Source organism: Vibrio sp. ED004 (assembly GCF_023206395.1).
Classification (GTDB): domain Bacteria; phylum Pseudomonadota; class Gammaproteobacteria; order Enterobacterales; family Vibrionaceae; genus Vibrio.
Map to the genome: position 1 here is coordinate 3,391,588 of NZ_CP066149.1, position 16,457 is coordinate 3,408,044.

16 protein-coding genes and 1 pseudogene are annotated in these 16,457 nt (G+C 44.6%); 16 read left to right on the plus strand and 1 reads right to left on the minus strand.

Going from position 1 to position 16,457, the window contains the following annotated elements; all coding sequences use genetic code 11:
- Positions 1–11: 11 nt before the first annotated feature.
- Complete coding sequence (locus tag ITG10_RS15270) at positions 12–707, minus strand: NAD-dependent epimerase/dehydratase family protein (RefSeq protein ID WP_017630525.1); 696 nt, start codon at positions 705–707, stop codon at positions 12–14.
- A 686-nt stretch (positions 708–1,393) separates the two neighbouring features.
- Here ITG10_RS15270 and ITG10_RS15275 point away from each other — a divergent pair.
- The 16 genes and pseudogenes from ITG10_RS15275 to ITG10_RS15350 all read left to right on the plus strand — a co-directional run bounded on the left by ITG10_RS15275 (position 1,394) and on the right by ITG10_RS15350 (position 16,119).
- Positions 1,394–2,005, plus strand: coding sequence for a flavin reductase family protein (locus tag ITG10_RS15275; RefSeq protein ID WP_017630524.1), 612 nt, complete (start codon positions 1,394–1,396; stop codon positions 2,003–2,005).
- A gap of 70 nt (positions 2,006–2,075) precedes the next feature.
- Positions 2,076–3,104 (plus strand): nicotinate-nucleotide--dimethylbenzimidazole phosphoribosyltransferase, encoded by a 1,029-nt coding sequence (cobT, locus tag ITG10_RS15280; RefSeq protein ID WP_017630523.1) that lies wholly within the window; start codon positions 2,076–2,078, stop codon positions 3,102–3,104.
- The gene (locus tag ITG10_RS15285) at positions 3,104–3,910 is read left to right on the plus strand and encodes an adenosylcobinamide-GDP ribazoletransferase (protein ID WP_017630522.1); all 807 of its coding nucleotides are present in this window, start codon (positions 3,104–3,106) and stop codon (positions 3,908–3,910) included. The genes cobT and ITG10_RS15285 overlap by 1 nt, the downstream gene beginning before the upstream one ends.
- A 26-nt stretch (positions 3,911–3,936) precedes the next feature.
- The gene (gene cobU, locus ITG10_RS15290; protein ID WP_017630521.1) at positions 3,937–4,530 is read left to right on the plus strand and encodes a bifunctional adenosylcobinamide kinase/adenosylcobinamide-phosphate guanylyltransferase; all 594 of its coding nucleotides are present in this window, start codon (positions 3,937–3,939) and stop codon (positions 4,528–4,530) included.
- A gap of 9 nt (positions 4,531–4,539) precedes the next feature.
- Positions 4,540–5,157, plus strand: a complete 618-nt coding sequence (gene cobC, locus ITG10_RS15295; RefSeq protein WP_017630520.1) for an alpha-ribazole phosphatase family protein — start codon at positions 4,540–4,542, stop codon at positions 5,155–5,157.
- Between the two features lie 133 nt (positions 5,158–5,290).
- On the plus strand, positions 5,291–7,087 hold the full coding sequence (locus ITG10_RS15300) for a M3 family oligoendopeptidase (protein WP_017630519.1): 1,797 nt from the start codon (positions 5,291–5,293) through the stop codon (positions 7,085–7,087).
- Positions 7,088–7,364: 277 nt separating this feature from the next.
- Positions 7,365–8,393: a succinylglutamate desuccinylase gene (locus ITG10_RS15305; protein WP_017059157.1), complete on the plus strand. Its 1,029-nt coding sequence runs from the start codon at positions 7,365–7,367 to the stop codon at positions 8,391–8,393.
- Between the two features lie 133 nt (positions 8,394–8,526).
- Positions 8,527–9,522, plus strand: coding sequence for a vitamin B12 ABC transporter permease BtuC (gene btuC / locus ITG10_RS15310; protein WP_248386478.1), 996 nt, complete (start codon positions 8,527–8,529; stop codon positions 9,520–9,522).
- Entirely contained in the window at positions 9,509–10,267 is a 759-nt protein-coding gene (gene btuD / locus ITG10_RS15315; RefSeq protein ID WP_026084208.1) for a vitamin B12 ABC transporter ATP-binding protein BtuD, read from the plus strand. The genes btuC and btuD overlap by 14 nt, the downstream gene beginning before the upstream one ends.
- 211 nt (positions 10,268–10,478) lie before the next feature.
- The gene (locus ITG10_RS15320; RefSeq protein ID WP_277619146.1) at positions 10,479–10,766 is read left to right on the plus strand and encodes a DUF2607 family protein; all 288 of its coding nucleotides are present in this window, start codon (positions 10,479–10,481) and stop codon (positions 10,764–10,766) included.
- 306 nt (positions 10,767–11,072) lie between these two features.
- Positions 11,073–11,303, plus strand: coding sequence for a hypothetical protein (locus ITG10_RS15325; protein WP_206598102.1), 231 nt, complete (start codon positions 11,073–11,075; stop codon positions 11,301–11,303).
- Positions 11,304–11,318: 15 nt separating this feature from the next.
- Positions 11,319–12,659 (plus strand): annotated as a pseudogene (gene nikA / locus ITG10_RS15330) (nickel ABC transporter substrate-binding protein); the annotation flags it as partial.
- Between the two features lie 110 nt (positions 12,660–12,769).
- Positions 12,770–13,714 (plus strand): nickel/cobalt ABC transporter permease, encoded by a 945-nt coding sequence (opp1B, locus tag ITG10_RS15335; RefSeq protein WP_017630517.1) that lies wholly within the window; start codon positions 12,770–12,772, stop codon positions 13,712–13,714.
- A 34-nt stretch (positions 13,715–13,748) separates the two neighbouring features.
- Positions 13,749–14,528 (plus strand): nickel/cobalt ABC transporter permease, encoded by a 780-nt coding sequence (opp1C, locus tag ITG10_RS15340; RefSeq protein WP_017630516.1) that lies wholly within the window; start codon positions 13,749–13,751, stop codon positions 14,526–14,528.
- Between the two features lie 2 nt (positions 14,529–14,530).
- On the plus strand, positions 14,531–15,337 hold the full coding sequence (locus tag ITG10_RS15345; RefSeq protein WP_017630515.1) for an ABC transporter ATP-binding protein: 807 nt from the start codon (positions 14,531–14,533) through the stop codon (positions 15,335–15,337).
- The gene (locus tag ITG10_RS15350; RefSeq protein WP_017630514.1) at positions 15,337–16,119 is read left to right on the plus strand and encodes a dipeptide/oligopeptide/nickel ABC transporter ATP-binding protein; all 783 of its coding nucleotides are present in this window, start codon (positions 15,337–15,339) and stop codon (positions 16,117–16,119) included. The genes ITG10_RS15345 and ITG10_RS15350 overlap by 1 nt, the downstream gene beginning before the upstream one ends.
- Positions 16,120–16,457: the final 338 nt, after the last annotated feature.

The following is a 16,457-nucleotide window of genomic DNA, read 5'->3' on the forward strand; positions in this document are numbered from 1 at the left end:
AGATGAGCTTTTTAGCGGTATTTTGCCAATAAATTAAGCATGTCGCTTGACGAGTAAATTTCGATATTTTGGAAATTATTTTCGAACAATCGGAACAACATGGCTTGTGCAACGTCTTTTGCCTGAATTGGACGAAGGTTTTTGAATTTGCCAAACATAAATGGCGACAACAGAGGAAAGATGCTTTGAAGCAGTTTTTCATCGGCTCTTGGTTCTTCTCGTTCACCCACCAGTGGCCCGGGACGTGCAATGAACAGTTGCTTGAAGCCAATACGTTTTAAGTTCTGCTCCATCTGCCCTTTACACTTGAGGTAGTGTGAATAGGAATCGACGGATGCGCCGTAACTGGACACAACCGCTACGCGTTGAACCCCAAGAAACTTCATCGACTGAGCCACATGGCTAACCAACTCTACATCGACTTTACGCAACGCTTCTTTCGAACCTGCCTTTTTCTTGGTCGTGCCTAAACAGATCACCCCGAGATTGGGTGTGGCTTGGGTATCGTCCCAACTGGTGACTTGCAGATCACTGTGAATGAGCGTGTGGAGTTTGTCGGAATGAAACTGCGAATTTAGTGCTCTTCGGGATAAGGCATAAATATGATCAACCGCGGGTTCATCGATGAGTAGGCTCATCACATGACGACCAATTAGCCCAGTAGCACCAGCCACTACAACTGATGTTTTGTCTCCAGAAATGCTCATAGCTGTCCTTAACCCGTTTGCAAGTGCTTGTTTAATATAAACAGTGTTTGAATTTTAAGCGAATAAAAGTTTGATAAATGAGGGGCGATTGCTTTGTCGCTAGTGGTGTGGCTAGAAAGTAGAGTTCTGAGCCCGGTATTAATTTAGATTCAAACATAACAAAGCCCGCTGGGCGACGGGCTTGTTATTTGCTTTGTTACTTTTTAGGTGAATGATAGTGGGATTTTCCTTACCTTTTTGCTAGCTTTCTTACCGGATTTATTTGGCTTTCTTTTACTTGAATTTGGAATCATTACACCTCCTAAATCTTTCGTTTTTCTTACTATTAGTCGACTATTTGTTGCTAAGTGATGGCAATCACTTTGTGTTACGTCTTACTGAACTTACTTTATTTCTAACTTAACAATGGAGAGAGATTGAAAAGCTTTTTGCTTAACTCACTAAGGAGAGGTTAGTCAGTTACATTATATAAAGCATAATCGATGCCAAAACGTAAGTGATTGATTTTTCGTTTTGGCGGTGTCTAGTCTCAGACAATGTAGTCTTTTTGATTCTCAATTTGAGAAAAAACGGTCAGGAACTGTTTAAATTAAGAACACTCTCTGCGGTTTCTGCTAGTTAGGCATAGATACAGCTTTGCTTAACACGTAAACTGAGTCGTAATTCACATAGACCAAGGACGTGCTATGAACCTCAAGCTTGATACTCTCGCTCCCACTCAGATTTATCACCTGATGACACAAACCGTCGTTCCTCGCCCTATAGCGTGGGCATTGACGGAATCTTCAGAACAAGAGTACAACCTAGCACCTTTCTCTTATTTCACGCCTGTTTCCAGCAATCCGCCGCTACTGATGTTATCGGTCGGGAAGAAGCCATCGGGCGAAATCAAAGACACCACTCGTAATGCTCTTGAAACCGGTAAGTTGGTCATTCATATCGCGTCAGCCAGTTCAGCCGAAGTAATGACAGCGACAGCAGCCACGCTCGATCATGGTGAGTCTGAAGTAACCGCAAATAATATCGAGTTGGTTGAGTTTGAAGGTTTTTCTTTACCTAGAGTGAAGGAGTGCGCTGTGGCTTTTGGGTGCACATTGTATGAGGTAAAAGAAGTCGGTGAAGTACCGCAAAGCCTTATCTTTGCACAAGTTGAGCAGGTGTATATCTCTGAAGGTGTGGTCGATAAAGAGAGCGAACGCTTGAAGATTGATGCACTAGCTCTCGATCCTTTATCTCGGCTGGGTGGTGGCGAATACGCCACGCTGTCCAATGTGTTCTCTGTCGCTCGTCCTAAGTAAGCGTTAACTATTTAGCTCCAGCGAATAAGATCGTTAACCCCCGTTCCTCAATCTAAGTGCCACTAATATTATGTTAGATACAAAATACTCGCAGTACATCCAACATCGCATTGACCAAAAAACTAAGCCGTTAGGCGCTCTTGGTTTACTGGAAAAGGTTGCCCATCAACTGGCTCTGATTCAAAGCCAAGGTAAAGAGTCTGCGGTTGAACATATCGAATTGAACAAGCCGAGCATCATCATTTTTGCAGGTGATCATGGTGTTGCTGATGAAGGCGTGAGTATTGCCCCGAGTGCTGTCACACAACAGATGGTATTGAACTTCTTAAGTGGCGGCGCGGCGATTAACTGTTTTTGTGCGGTGAACAACATCGATATTACAGTAGTCGACACGGGAATATTGTTACCAATCGAATCTGATAACCCAATGCTGATCTCCCAGCGTTTGGGTACACGAACCAATAACTTTGCCAACGAAGCTGCAATGAGTTTAGAAACGGTTGAACGTGGGATTGAATTGGGCGCAGAGCTTGTATCTAGAACGATTTCAAATGGTACCAAGATCATCATGTTTGGTGAAATGGGTATCGGTAATACCAGCAGCGCATCAGCAATTTTAAGTGCATTAGCAAACCGCACTGCAGTTGAATGTGTTGGCCTAGGCACTGGTATCAACAACGAACAGTTAGCACGAAAAGTCGCGGTGGTTGAGCAGGGCGTAGCTCGCTGCACAGGACTCGACCCTAAATCGATTTTAGCTCAAGTCGGTGGTTACGAAATAGTGCAAATGGTCGGTGCTTTCCTTGGCGCTTATCAAAACAGAACTCCTGTATTGGTCGATGGTTTTATCGTGTCAGTCGCAGCGTATGTCGCGACCTTAATTGAACCGAATTGCCGTGACTACATGATCTTTGCGCATCGCTCTGAAGAGTCAGGGCACAAAATCTTATTAGAGTTGCTAGACGCTGAACCGTTGCTCGACCTTGGCTTGAGATTAGGCGAGGGCACGGGCGCAGCTTTAGCTATGCCAATCATCCGAGCGGCAGTTGAGTTCTATAATAACATGGCGAGCTTCGAAAGTGCTGGAGTCACTGTTTAATGAGTGATGCACCAGAAAGATCATTGAAAGATCGCTGCACATACCAATGGGAACTTTTTTCGTTAGCGATGGGCTTCTTTTCTCGTTTGCCAATGCCGAAGAATACACCCTATTCATCGGAGCGAATGAACCGTTCGGGTCGTTATTTTTCAATGGTCGGTTTGCTGATTGGCGTATTGTGTGGCGGTCTGTTCATATTCCTCGATGCGGTATTGCCGAGTACGATTGCTATCTTTTTGATGATGAGTTTTAGCTTGATGCTTACTGGTGCTTTCCATGAGGACGGCTTAACCGATATGGCGGATGGCATTGGTGGCGGCATGACATTGGAACGCCGCTTAACCATCATGAAAGATAGCCGTATCGGTACTTATGGCGCGTCTGCGCTGATCATGGCGTTGCTTGGCAAGTGGGTTCTGCTCAATGAACTCGTTAGCATGGCTGGATTGTTTATGGTCATCGTGACGAGTTACACCTTTAGCCGAGCGATTGCGGCATCCCTTATTTATGATATGCCTTATGTAAGCGACTTGGACACGAGCAAGAGTAAGCCTTTAGCCAATAAACAAACCAAGGGTGAACTTGTCTTCCTTATGTTGATTGGCCTGTTACCAAGCTTGTGGTTTGGATTGGCGTTTACGTGTGTTTTAGCTGTGATTGCTTACCTGTTTAGAGTGGGCTTAAAAAAGTGGTTAATTGCACGCATTGGTGGTTTTACTGGTGACTGTTTGGGCGCGGCTCAACAGTTGATGGAACTACTGATCTACGTTGTGTTTGGTGCTGCTTTTTATAACGGCTTTATGTAACTCATTCAGGACTTTAGAGGCAACACATGACAACCAATAATCAAGCGTATCAGAGTCATCGCCATCTTGTTTTAGGTGGCGCGCGCTCAGGTAAGTCGAGTTTTGCAGAACAACAAGCATTATGTGCAATTGAAGCATGTTCAAATGGGCGTTTACATTACATAGCGACTGCCACTTATCTAGACGATGAAATGCGTGAGCGAATCGCTCATCATAAGGATCGTCGTGGTGAAGAGTGGATTGAGCATGAAGTGCCTGTTGAATTAGCAGTGAAATTGCAGTCATTTAATCAAGATGATGTCGTACTGATTGATTGCTTAACACTCTGGCTGAACAACATCATCTTTGAACTGGGTGATGAAGCAACCAATGAGCAAGTCGAAGCTGTGGTTGAAGCTTTGGTTAGAAGCGTGGAACAAAGCCCTGCACACATCATCATGGTCTCTAATGAAGTGGGTTTAGGCGTTGTTCCTCTGGGTAAAGTTTCGCGCTTGTTTGTAGACAATGCAGGGCGAATGAACCAAGCGCTCGCTCGCGTTGTCGAACGAGTTACGCTGATAGCGGCAGGCTTACCACTGAATTTAAAACCCTCAAATCATTCGTTTGATGCTCAAGGCTAGGTCACATACATGGTCAATGGAACAACCAAAAATATCTATTTGCTAAGACACGGCAAGGTGGAAGGGAAGGCGGCGCTGAATGGTGTATCTGACGTATTAGTCAATCCGGAGCTTCAACAGCAAATATGTGAAGCCTTGGTACAGCATAATGTGGCTTTTGATGGTGTGGTTACCTCGCCATTAAGACGATGCAGCGACCTAGCAAACTTATATTCAGAGCGCGTGTCGGTACCTTTGTCGATTGCACCAGAATTTCAAGAAATGAACTTTGGTGAAGTGGACGGCATCGCGTTTGATGAGCTTGAAGATAAGTGGGCGATGCTAGACACCTTCTGGCAAGACCCTGCAAATCATCAACTGACTGGTGCAGAAAGTTTACAGAGCTTCCACGGCAGAGTAACTCAAGCTTGGTCGCAACTTTTGAATAACCCAAGTGACAATCTGTTGCTGGTTACTCATGGTGGCGTAATTCGAATGTTATTGGCCCATTGCCTTGATATTGATTGGAAAAATCCGAGTTTGTACTCGAAGTTATCGATAGAGAATGCATCGATAACCCATATTCAAGTCACTCAGTTTGCACAGAGCTTTATCAGCGTTAAAGCGATAGGGCTGCCTGTTCTCTGAGCGTTCAAAAACACAGTTTTAAGAATTAACATTCAATTAGAACTGTAAGCAGAAAAATTATTAGAAGTATAAAGCGGTGTCGATAACCGCTGTGCCAGATTGGCACTACTACCAACGTGAAAGGAATTTAGTCATGACAACACCGAGTTGGGATCTAAGCATTGCTTATTGCGATCTTGATGATGCAAAAATCGAACAAGACATCGAACTCATTCAACAGTGTATTGAACTCTTGTACCTGCATGTTGAAAAGCGTCACATCATTCTGGCAATGCAAAACGCAATCCAGACCTCAGAAGCGGCAGGCACGCTACTGAGCACAATTAACACCTTTGCTAACTGTCACGCTTCGGTAGACGCGACCCACACAGAAGCGAAAGCGCTGCTTGGCCGTGTTGCAAAGCTGAACTCTGAAATGTCTCAAGCGTTTAGCCCTTATGAAGACACGCTAATTCATGCTGAACCAGAGTTTATTGATGCGGTTTTAGAACACGAGAGTGCAGATGTTGCAGGCCAACGCTTCGCGATTGAAAGCTCACGTAAGTTATCAAGCAGCCGACTCAGTGTTGCCGAAGAGCAGCTTTTAGCAGCCATGAAAGTGGATGGCCGTGACGCGTGGGGTCGTTTATACGACAACCTAACTGGCTCTTTGAAACTGTCGCTAAAACTTGATGGTGAAGAAGAAACGCTTGGTTTCTCGCAAGCGGCGAGCTTGTTGTACGGTAGCGAATTCGACAAACAAGAGCCTGCATGGCGCGCGGTTCAAGGTGCAATGAAGACACACCAAGAGTCATTTGCTTCGATCCTAAATGCGCTGGCAGGTTGGCGCCTGACTGAAAACAAAAAGCGTTCGAAAATCGCAGATGTGCATTTCTTAGATCCAAGCCTGCACGGAAGCCGAATTGTGCCTGAAACGCTAGACACCATGATGTCTGTGGCGAAAGCTAATCGCGCAGTAGGTCAGAAAGCGGGTCTATTGATGGCAAGAGTTCACGGCTTAGATGAAATGAAGCCATGGAATCACTTAGCTGCAATGCCGCCACTAGGTGACAGTGAATCTAAGGTTTATCCATTTGATGAAGCGATTGAAGTAATCAAAACTGCCTTCGCTGAAGTGAATCCAGAGATGGCTGACTTCGTTGCTTTGATGGTTGAGAATGGTTGGATTGATGCCGCACCAGCAGCCAACAAACGTTTAGGTGCTTACTGCACTAAGTTTGCCGCGACACGCACGCCGCTTGTGTTCATGACTTGGAGCGGCAGCCGCTCTGACTTAATGACACTGGCACACGAGTTGGGCCACGCATTCCATAACTGGGTAATGAAAGACATGCCGTTGTGTAAGACACGCTACCCAATGACGCTTGCAGAAACGGCTTCTATTTTTGCTGAAAACATCGTTCGTGATCACTTGTTAACGCAAGCCCAAACACGTAACGAGAAACTTGAAATGCTGTGGGAAGAGTTGTCTTCTTCGTTGGCTCTGATGGTCAACATCCCTGTGCGTTTCGAATTTGAAAAGGCGTTCTACGAGCAGCGTGAAAAAGGTGAACTGACGGCTCAACAATTGTGTGACCTGATGGAAAGCACTTGGAAGGAGTGGTACGGCGATGCAATGACAGAAGCTGATCCTTACTTCTGGGCGAGCAAATTGCACTTCAGTATTTCGCAGGTGAGCTTCTACAACTACCCATACCTGTTCGGCTACCTGTTCAGCAAAGGTGTTTACGCTCAGCGTGACGCGAAAGGCGAGCAGTTCTACGGTGATTATGTTTCATTGCTTCGTGATACGGGCAGCATGATGGCGGAAGAAGTGGTTCAAAAGCACTTAGGAATGGATCTGACTAAGGCTGATTTCTGGCAACAAAGCATCGACATGGTCAAAGTTCAAATCGATGAATTTGAAAGATTGCTCGATCAGGAAGATTAATTGATCTCAATCTGTTCATGGCAGGTAAGAGCTGTGTTAGCTTACGTGGCTCTTATCTTGCTGACATAACCTGAGAAAGCCGAAACAACCAAAAGTCTCTTTAAATAGAGAAAGTTATTTGGAACAGATGTCGGTTAGTAAAGTCAGTAGGTAATATAAAAATATATGGGTAGTATTTGTGAGTGATAACGGAGTTTCTGTTGATAAGTGCGATCCTAGCAACACAATTTCTATGTACAATTTATTAACATACGGCCGTGCAATTAAGGAGTAGCGCATGACGAAGACCCTCTTTCGCCAATCATTTCTTTTTGACAGCCTAGATCTTGAGCAAGAAGTGTTTGCAGGACAGACCGTACTGAGTAACGGTGTTCAAATTAAGCTTCATCAACGCGGTGTCTTGGAAGTGATTCCCGCGGATTTTAATTCTGAAACCAAGAACATCATTTTTTCAACCGGTGTTCATGGCGACGAAACTTCACCAATGGAGCTGATCGATAAGCTCATTGAGGATATTGAAACAGGCTTCCAAGTAGTAAACGCAAGATGCTTGTTTATCATCGCTCACCCAGAAGCCACTAACGCGCATACTCGTTTTCTTGATGTGAACATGAATCGTCTGTTTGATGAAAAGCAGTACGAGAGCAATCGAGAAGTGGATATCGCGAAGAACTTGAAGTTCTTGGTGACTGAGTTTTACAAAGAAACGGAACCTGCCACTCGTTGGCATCTAGATCTGCACTGTGCAATCCGTTTATCTAAGCATTACTCGTTCGCAGTGAGCCCTAAGGTTCGCCACGAAGTACGCAGTAAAGAGCTTTTTGATTTCATTAACAGTGCACACGTTGAAGCAGTGTTGTTGTCAAATGCGCCAACCAGCACATTCAGTTGGTACAGCGCTGAAAACTTCGAAGCACAAGCACTGACAATGGAGCTAGGGCAGGTTGCGAGAATTGGTGAGAACCAACTTGATAAGCTAACGGCTTTTGACTTGGCGATGCGTAACTTGATTGCTGAAGTTGAACCAGAGCATTTACCTAAGCGAACCATTACTTATCGTGTGAGCCGAACCATTGTTCGTTTGCATGATGATTTCGATTTCATGTTCTCAGATTCAGTAGAGAACTTTACCGCGTTCAAGCACGGTGAAGTATTCGGTCATGATGGCGATAAACCGTTAATGGCGAAGAATGAAAACGAAGCGGTGGTATTCCCAAATCGTAACGTTGCTATCGGTCAACGAGCGGCCTTAATGGTGTGCGAAGTTGAAACACGATTCGACCACGGTCAGCTTGTGTACGATTAATACCGAGCCGGGTTAAAGCGAGCAAAACAACCGCTCAACTGGTTGAAATATCAAGGTTCACATTACGGTGTGAGCCTTGAGTTTATTTAGGGATACAGGTAAGGTTACGCGAACAATTTCAAAGTAGCTTGATATGGATTTCCAACAACTTCTTCACCAAAAACAGCGCAAATGGACCCGAGCCATTTATCTGATGGCAGCACTGCTTGTCGCGCTGAGTGCGATTTACCTAATGGTTGGCGATCTTTTCATTTCCCCTCTGGGCACATTGTCCACGTTAGAACAAAAACTACTGATTGATTTACGCTTACCTCGATTATTGGCGGCTATTGCTATCGGGGCTGGGTTAGCTGTATCTGGTGCAAGCTTACAAGTGTTATTGGGTAACGTATTAGCGGAGCCCGGTGTGCTCGGCATTTCTGGTGGCGCAAGCTTGGCGATGGTTATCGTGCTGTTCTTCTTGCCGTTTGCTCCTACACCAGAACTGTTCATGATTGCCGCCGTTTTAGGGTCGCTCTGTTTCACCGTGATACTGGTGAGCATGGTAAAAACGATGCGACTCACCACGGCTAAATTACTGCTGGTGGGTGTCGCGTTAGGTATTCTTTCTGGCGCGATGGTGACATGGGCGTTCTATTTTAGTGATGACTTAAGTCTACGCTTGTTGATGTATTGGCTGATGGGAAGTTTAGGTGGCGTAACTTGGTATCAACACTCGCTTACGTTAGTGATGATCCCCGTGATTCTTTGGCTGTGTCTACAAGGTAGCAAGCTAGACAAACTAATGATTGGCGAAACGCATGCCGCGCAACTGGGTGTGAACGTTCCTAGATTACGTTGGCGTCTAATTTTCGCTGTGTCTATTTTAGTCGGCTGCGCAGTTGCCTTAGGTGGCGTGATCAGCTTTGTTGGCTTGGTTGTACCACACTTATTGCGTTTAGCGATTGGTACCGACAACCGATACCTTCTTCCTTTGTCCGCCGTGGCTGGTGCAGCACTGCTGGTGTTTGCTGATATCTGTGCGCGGACCTTGCTAGATTCAGCAGAACTGCCTTTGGGTGTGATGACCACCAGTATTGGTGCGCCTATCTTCATTTGGATGTTAATTAAAAATCATGATTCAAATTAAGAGCCTGAGCGTCGGCGCTCGTTTATTACCACTCTCATTTGAGCTCAAGCAAGGGCAGGTGACTCACGTTATCGGCCCCAATGGCAGTGGTAAAAGTACCTTACTTGAGGCTATTTCGGGTATTGGTGATGGTTACAAGGGCGATATTAGGCTTGATGAACAAGACTTATCAGAGTTATCGCTGCAAGACTTGTCACTGCATCGCGCTTATTTGTGTCAAAGCGCGAGACCGGCTTTCAACTTAGAAGTGTTCCAATACCTTGCGTTGTCTCTGCCAAGTTCTTCACAAGGTCTTGATACTGAAATTAATGCTGCTTTGGAAGAAATCAGCCAGATGCTCGACATTGCGGATAAGCTTCATCGTTCTATTCAAGCTTTGTCAGGTGGTGAGTGGCAACGTGTTCGCTTGGCGGGCATGTGTTTGCAAATCTGGCCGACACTTAACCCATACGCGAAGTTGTTGATTCTCGATGAACCAGCGGCGCCATTGGATATTGCTCAAGAAGCCTTACTCTACAAGCTCATTGAACGAGTGGCAGAGAAGGGCATTGCTGTGATCATGGCAAATCACGATCTTAACCGAACCCTAAGACATGCTGACCAAGTGCTGCTGCTCGACAAGGGCGTTTTACAAGCTTCTGGTGCTGCGGCTCAAGTGTTGACTCCAGAGCAACTTGAGTCTGTGTTTAACACACAAGTGAAAAGCATCTCTGTAGATGGACAAACCTATCTAGTCTTCGAGTAACTTCTACTGTATTCGCTCGAATACTCTTCTAGCTAGTATCACTAATTTATAAATGATTAGAAGCATTTACGCTGATTTTGGTTTGTCATTGCTCTCATTTTATATAGTGATGAGAATGATTTCGATTAGTGATATTACTTTGATCTAGATACATAAATGGCATGTTTATCGGTGGTAGTCTCCTTAGCATTACCTCGATAGGGCCTAAACTCTGAACCTTTTCTCTCGCACTGCGAAACGCACATTGTTGATTTTGTCGTTATTCATGCTTCCTTTAAGCTTGAACATATCGTCGATCGTGCACGAATTGGAAATGGGAGAAGAGGTACATGCGCAGCATCATTGCGGTATTTATGACGCGGTGCAAAGTGCCGTTTATAGCAGCAGTTTCCCCATCACAACTAAGACTCAAGCGCCGACTTATCAAAAGTTAATGCGCTTTGCGGTATCACTTTCCGTATTCGAACTGGCTCGTACACGTTCACCTCCACTTTCTTAACCTCTGAATATCGTTAACTTTTCATCTGTTTGTTCACGCGTCCATTGGCTACCAATTGGCTAAATGATTGTGTGGAAACGAATACTAATGTGCTTTTGGCAAAGAAGGGAGGAACGCACCTCTTACTGTCATACGCACGCTTAGTCGATTGAACGATCTTCACTGACCATTTTTTCAATACCATTCTTATTGTCGAAACAAACAATAAGAAAAATGAATATGTCGCTAACTTTTGATGATATTTATCGTTATAGTACTATTCAGTTAGTAAATCATAATAATTATCATTACTATTAAGGTTTGTTTATGCCGTTTAAAAAACTTATCGTTACTTTAGCTGTTGCTGCTTCTGCTGTTATACCTGTTCAAAATGCGTTTGCTGAGGAGAGTACTCTTACTTTTGCAAACTATCGTGATATCCGTGACCTAAACCCACACCTTTACGGTGGTGAGATCTTTGCACAAAATCTTATCTTTGAAGGACTAGTACACCTTGGCGAAAATGGTGTACTTGAACCTTGGTTGGCGAAAAGCTAGAGCACTTCAGAGGATGGTAAAACCTATACATTTAAACTACGTGATGATGTCACGTTTTCTGATGGCAAGCCGTTTGACGCCAATGTTGTGAAAGCGAACTTCGATGCGCTGTTGGATAACGCTAATCGCCATACATGGCTTGAGTCTATCCGCCTGATGGTGGAAATTGAGAAGACAGGCAAAGAGAGTGTCAGAGTGGTAGATAGCCACACAATTGAGGTTGAGTTTGCTGAATCATACTACCCATTCCTTGTTGAGCTTGGTGTAACTCGTCCATTCCGTTTCCTTTCTCCAGAATGTTTTAAAGATGGAACCACCAAGAATGGCGTTAGCTGCTATGTAGGCACTGGTAGCTATGTGTTGACAGAAAACGTGGTTGACCAACGTGCCACGTTCGAGCGAAACGAAAACTACTGGGGTGAACAACCACAAGCCGATAAGATCGTGGCAAAGGTAATTCCAGACAATCAATCGCGTCTGCTTTCACTACGCAGTGGCGAAATCGATATGGTTTACGGCCTACAACTTGTGAGCGCGCAGTCATACAAACAGTTTGAGAAAGATCCGCGTTTTGGCACAGAGCTTTCTGAACCAGTATCGACACGTATGTTGATTTTGAACTCGACTAGCGAAAACCTAAGTGATATTCGAGTTCGTCAGGCACTGAGCCACCTTACCAACAAATCAATCATCGCAGAACGCATTATGTTGGGCTTAGAAAAGCCAGCGGACACTTTGCTTGCGAAGAATGTCCCTTACGCTGATATCGAACTGACGCCATACCAATATGACGTTGCTCAAGCTGAAATACTGTTAGATGAAGCCGGCTGGAAGAAAGACGGCAAGACTCGTAAGTTGGACGGCAAACCGTTTGAAATCACGCTTTCTTACGATAGTGACAAAGTCGTAGAGCGTACTATCGCACAGTACTTACAAAGTGAATGGTCGAAGGTTGGCCTGAAGATGAACATCGTAGGTGAAGAAGAACAAGCACACCGCGATCGCCTGAAACAAGGTGAGTTTGATTTGTCGTTCAATATTTCTTGGGGTACGCCTTACGACCCTCAATCGTTCCTTGGTGGTATGCGTAAACCGGTATATGGCGATTACGCTGCACAACAAGGCATTCCACAAAAAGCTGAGATTGATAACCACATCTTAGAAGCGTTGGAAGCTATTGATGAAACCAAGCGTCAAGAGCATTACACGTACGTACTGAAAACACTGCACGAACAAGCGATCTACATTCCGATCAGCTACGAGCAAAACCGTGCGGTATTCAACAAGCGTGTAGAAGGTGTTGGTTTTAACCCATCTCAATTTGAAATCCCGCTACAACGCATGTCTGTAAAGTAAGGAATAGATAATCCTTGTCTGTTTCCTTTACCACTGATTAGCTTATTGACTGACGCTCTTTTCGGGGTGTCAGTCTTTTTGCTTACTGTTTATATTAAGAAAGTAACCGAATGGCTAAATACACCCTAAAGCGATTACTGAGTGCGAGTGTGACACTGTTTTTTGTCTCTTTTATCGCGTTTGCCTTAGTTAATATTATTCCAGCAGACCCTGCTGAAGTGGCACTGCGTGTCAATGACACCACGCCAAGTCCAGAAGCCATTGAAGAAATTCGCTTAGAGCTTGGGTTAGACCGTCCGTTTTTAGTCCGTTATACCGATTGGCTAGTATCGTCTGTGCAAGGCGACTTTGGTATCTCGTACACCAATACCAATCGACTGGTTTCTGAAGAGCTTGCACGAAGCTTCCCATACACGCTGAAACTTGCAGGGTTATCACTCATCTTGTTGGTGTGTGTCAGTATCCCTATGGGTGTGCTCAGCGCCGTGTATAAAGATCATTGGTTTGATCGCATCGTCCGAGTATTTATTTTTGCTAGTACCGCAATGCCCAACTTCTGGTTGGCTTTTATTCTAATTTGGGTGTTTTCAATCAATCTATATTGGTTACCAAGCAGCGGTGCGACAACTTTCAGCCATTTCATCTTACCGTCAGTAACTCTGTGTATGGCTTATGTTGCTACGTACATCCGCCTGATCCGTAACTCTATGTTGGATTCAATGAATCACAACTATGTGAATTACGCACGCGCTCGTGGTATTTCAGAGCACAGTGTCGTTTGGAAGCACCTTCTTAAAAACTCGCTACAAACCTCAATGACAGCACTAGGCATCGGCATCGTTCGTTTGATTGCGGGTACCGTCGTTATCGAAAGCATATTCGCGATACCTGGCTTAGGACGACTCGCTTTGGCTGCGATTTTCAATCGTGATTACCCAATTATCCAAGCTTATATCTTGGTGATGGGTAGCTTGTTTGTTGTGTCTAATTTACTGATTGATATTTTACATACGGTGGTCGATCCCCGTCTCAAGTCAGGAGCGAAGAACTCATGATAAGACGTCTACTTTCCAATAAGACCGTTGTTGTTTGCCTGTTTATCTTAACGGCTATCTGTTTAATGGGGCTTTTGCGCCTTACCTTGCGCCGCACGATCCTAACTTGGCGGATGTGATTAACTCTATGATGCCTATGTCGATGGAGTACCCACTCGGCACTGACCATTTGGGTCGATGCATCTATTCTCGTTTGTTGTTTGGTATTCGTACCACGCTGTATTACTCACTATTAACCATGGTTGTTACGGCAGTCGTCGGCGGCTTCATTGGTGTGGTTTCTGGTTACATGCGAGGCAAGGTCGATTCATTGATCATGCGTGGCTGCGAAGTCATGTTGTCATTCCCGTATGAAATTATTGTTTTGAGTATTGTGGGCATCATGGGGCCGGGTATTTTCAACATCATTATTGCGAACTTTATTGCGAAAATTGCATGGTATGTGCGTATTGTTCGAAGCTCAGTGATTTCGTTTAATCACCAAAACTACATCCTGTACTCACGTACGGTTAAGACACCTCAAAGTTTTATCTTTCGTAAGCACTTAGCACCGAACATCGCTGCTGAGGTCATCATTCTTGCGACTCTAGATCTAGGCTGGATTATATTGAGCATCTCAACACTGTCTTTCCTTGGTTTAGGTGTACAGCCTCCAACGGCAGAGTGGGGCGCAATGTTGAGTGATGCCAAAGAAGTTCTTTTCTCTAATCCTGAACAGATGGTCATCCCCGGGATCGCAATCATGGTTGTGGTGGCGTGTTGTAACTTACTTGGTGACTCTTTACGTGATGTATTAGACCCAAGAACGGAGTAAAGATGATGTTAGAAGTTAAAAATCTTAGCGTCGAGCTACATAAACCGACACACATAGAGTTGGTCTCTGATGTGAGCTTTACGCTCAAAGAAGACCAATGTTTGGGAATCTTGGGTGAATCAGGTAGTGGTAAAAGCCTGACATGCAATGCGATTAACGGGTTGTTGAACGACTCTTTCTCTATTTCGGGTGATGCGTTGTTTGATGGCGAGAATCTATTTGATATGCCCCAAAAGCAGCGTCGTCAATTAAGGGGGGAGAAGATCTCGATGATCATGCAAAGCCCAATGACGGCTTTCAATCCACTGTTCACGATTGGCAATCAAGCTGTCGAAACCATAAAGCAACACCAGTCAATGAGTACTAAAGAGGCTATTGATCTGTTCTGCGATGTGCTGAGTCGGGTTAACCTCAAATCGGTTCGTGAGCTGATTAAGAAGTACCCGCATGAACTTAGCGGGGGTATGCTGCAACGAATTATGGTGGCATTGGCATTGGTGCTGAAACCCAAGCTGATTATTGCCGATGAGCCCACAACGGCGATTGATTATATCTCGCAACGAGAAGTGGTTAAGGAACTGCAGTTTGTACGAGAGCAGTTTGGTACCAGTCTAATTTTCGTTAGCCACGACCTGAGTTTGGTTTCTCATATTGCAGATAACGTTATGGTTATGAATCAAGGCAAAGTGGTTGAGTACGGCGCTACTCGCAAGGTGTTCACTCAACCAGAAAGCAAACACACGCGTTACTTAGTGGATACTCGTATGGCATTAGTAAATCAATTTAAATCTGTCATGGAGAGCTGTTAATGTTGATTGAAGTAAAGAACGTCACCAAGGCATTCAAAAACGACGATAGTTGGTTTTTTCCTAGCTACCAAAATGTACTCAATGGTGTGTCTATCACGGTTAATGAAGGTGAGTGTGTCGGGGTGGTCGGCGAATCGGGCAGTGGCAAAAGTACACTAGGGAAAGTCATACTTGGTCTAGAAGCGGCCGACAGTGGCGAGGTGGTACTTGGCAACGCTATTTCGAACCTACCTATGCACCAAGTAATGAGTGTGGTATTTCAAGATTACAACACCTCGGTGAACCCGCGATTGACGATTCGAGAGATCATCAACGAGCCTTTGATTAACGAAAAGGTGGGTAAGGCAGAACGAGAATCCCACTTGGTTCTGCTACTTGAAGAAGTGGGCTTAGATGCAGACATGCTTGACCGATATCCACATCAACTCAGCGGTGGACAATTACAGCGTGTGTGTATCGCAAGAGCGGTAGCGCCGAACCCTAAGTTTATCTTGCTTGATGAAGCGGTGAGCTCTTTAGATGTCTCTGTTCAGGTACAAGTTCTCGATCTCTTGCAAAAACTCAAACAAGAGCGCCAGATTTCGTATTTGTTTATCACACACGATATTGCTGTCGCGAGTTTTCTTTGTGACCGTTTGATGTTTTTCAAAGATGGCCAAATCGTCGAGCAAGTCGATGATATGCGAAATCTGAAACACGTAAGTGACCCTTACACCAAGAGCTTGTTAGAAGCGGCTAGTTATCTAGAAATACCGTTTGAAACTGAGTTTGGCCAACAATGACACTGATTCATAAAGATTCTTTAAAATAGCGTTCCCATTTATTGTTTCTACCGTAACTCAACCTTTATTGGGTGCTGTGGATACCGCCGTTATTGATTCCTTTCCTTCAGTTTAACTAACGTTCATTTCGACAAGACGTGTAGTGCATATCCCTAAAGCGGCTTAATCATTAAGTCGCTTTTTTATGCATCTCGGATGGTTTTTCCTCTATCAAGACGGAATACTGAGATCCAATAATTCGAAGCAACATCACCTATCTACAATGCATTTGTTTGAGTTGTGTGATGCTGATTCCTATGAATATAAAACCCGCTGTTATTGATAAAATTGAGGTATAT

What these genes read in the sequence shown, in the direction of transcription:
- ITG10_RS15305 (WP_017059157.1), top strand. Translation starts at nt 7,365, where the DNA reads ATGACGAAGACCCTCTTTCGCCAATCATTTCTTTTTGACAGCCTAGAT.
- ITG10_RS15270 (WP_017630525.1), bottom strand. Translation starts at nt 707, where the DNA reads ATGAGCATTTCTGGAGACAAAACATCAGTTGTAGTGGCTGGTGCTACT.
- ITG10_RS15285 (WP_017630522.1), top strand. Translation starts at nt 3,104, where the DNA reads ATGAGTGATGCACCAGAAAGATCATTGAAAGATCGCTGCACATACCAA.
- ITG10_RS15325 (WP_206598102.1), top strand. Translation starts at nt 11,073, where the DNA reads ATGCCGTTTAAAAAACTTATCGTTACTTTAGCTGTTGCTGCTTCTGCT.
- cobT (WP_017630523.1), top strand. Translation starts at nt 2,076, where the DNA reads ATGTTAGATACAAAATACTCGCAGTACATCCAACATCGCATTGACCAA.
- ITG10_RS15345 (WP_017630515.1), top strand. Translation starts at nt 14,531, where the DNA reads ATGATGTTAGAAGTTAAAAATCTTAGCGTCGAGCTACATAAACCGACA.
- ITG10_RS15300 (WP_017630519.1), top strand. Translation starts at nt 5,291, where the DNA reads ATGACAACACCGAGTTGGGATCTAAGCATTGCTTATTGCGATCTTGAT.
- ITG10_RS15350 (WP_017630514.1), top strand. Translation starts at nt 15,337, where the DNA reads ATGTTGATTGAAGTAAAGAACGTCACCAAGGCATTCAAAAACGACGAT.
- cobU (WP_017630521.1), top strand. Translation starts at nt 3,937, where the DNA reads ATGACAACCAATAATCAAGCGTATCAGAGTCATCGCCATCTTGTTTTA.
- btuC (WP_248386478.1), top strand. Translation starts at nt 8,527, where the DNA reads ATGGATTTCCAACAACTTCTTCACCAAAAACAGCGCAAATGGACCCGA.
- ITG10_RS15275 (WP_017630524.1), top strand. Translation starts at nt 1,394, where the DNA reads ATGAACCTCAAGCTTGATACTCTCGCTCCCACTCAGATTTATCACCTG.
- btuD (WP_026084208.1), top strand. Translation starts at nt 9,509, where the DNA reads ATGATTCAAATTAAGAGCCTGAGCGTCGGCGCTCGTTTATTACCACTC.
- opp1B (WP_017630517.1), top strand. Translation starts at nt 12,770, where the DNA reads ATGGCTAAATACACCCTAAAGCGATTACTGAGTGCGAGTGTGACACTG.
- cobC (WP_017630520.1), top strand. Translation starts at nt 4,540, where the DNA reads ATGGTCAATGGAACAACCAAAAATATCTATTTGCTAAGACACGGCAAG.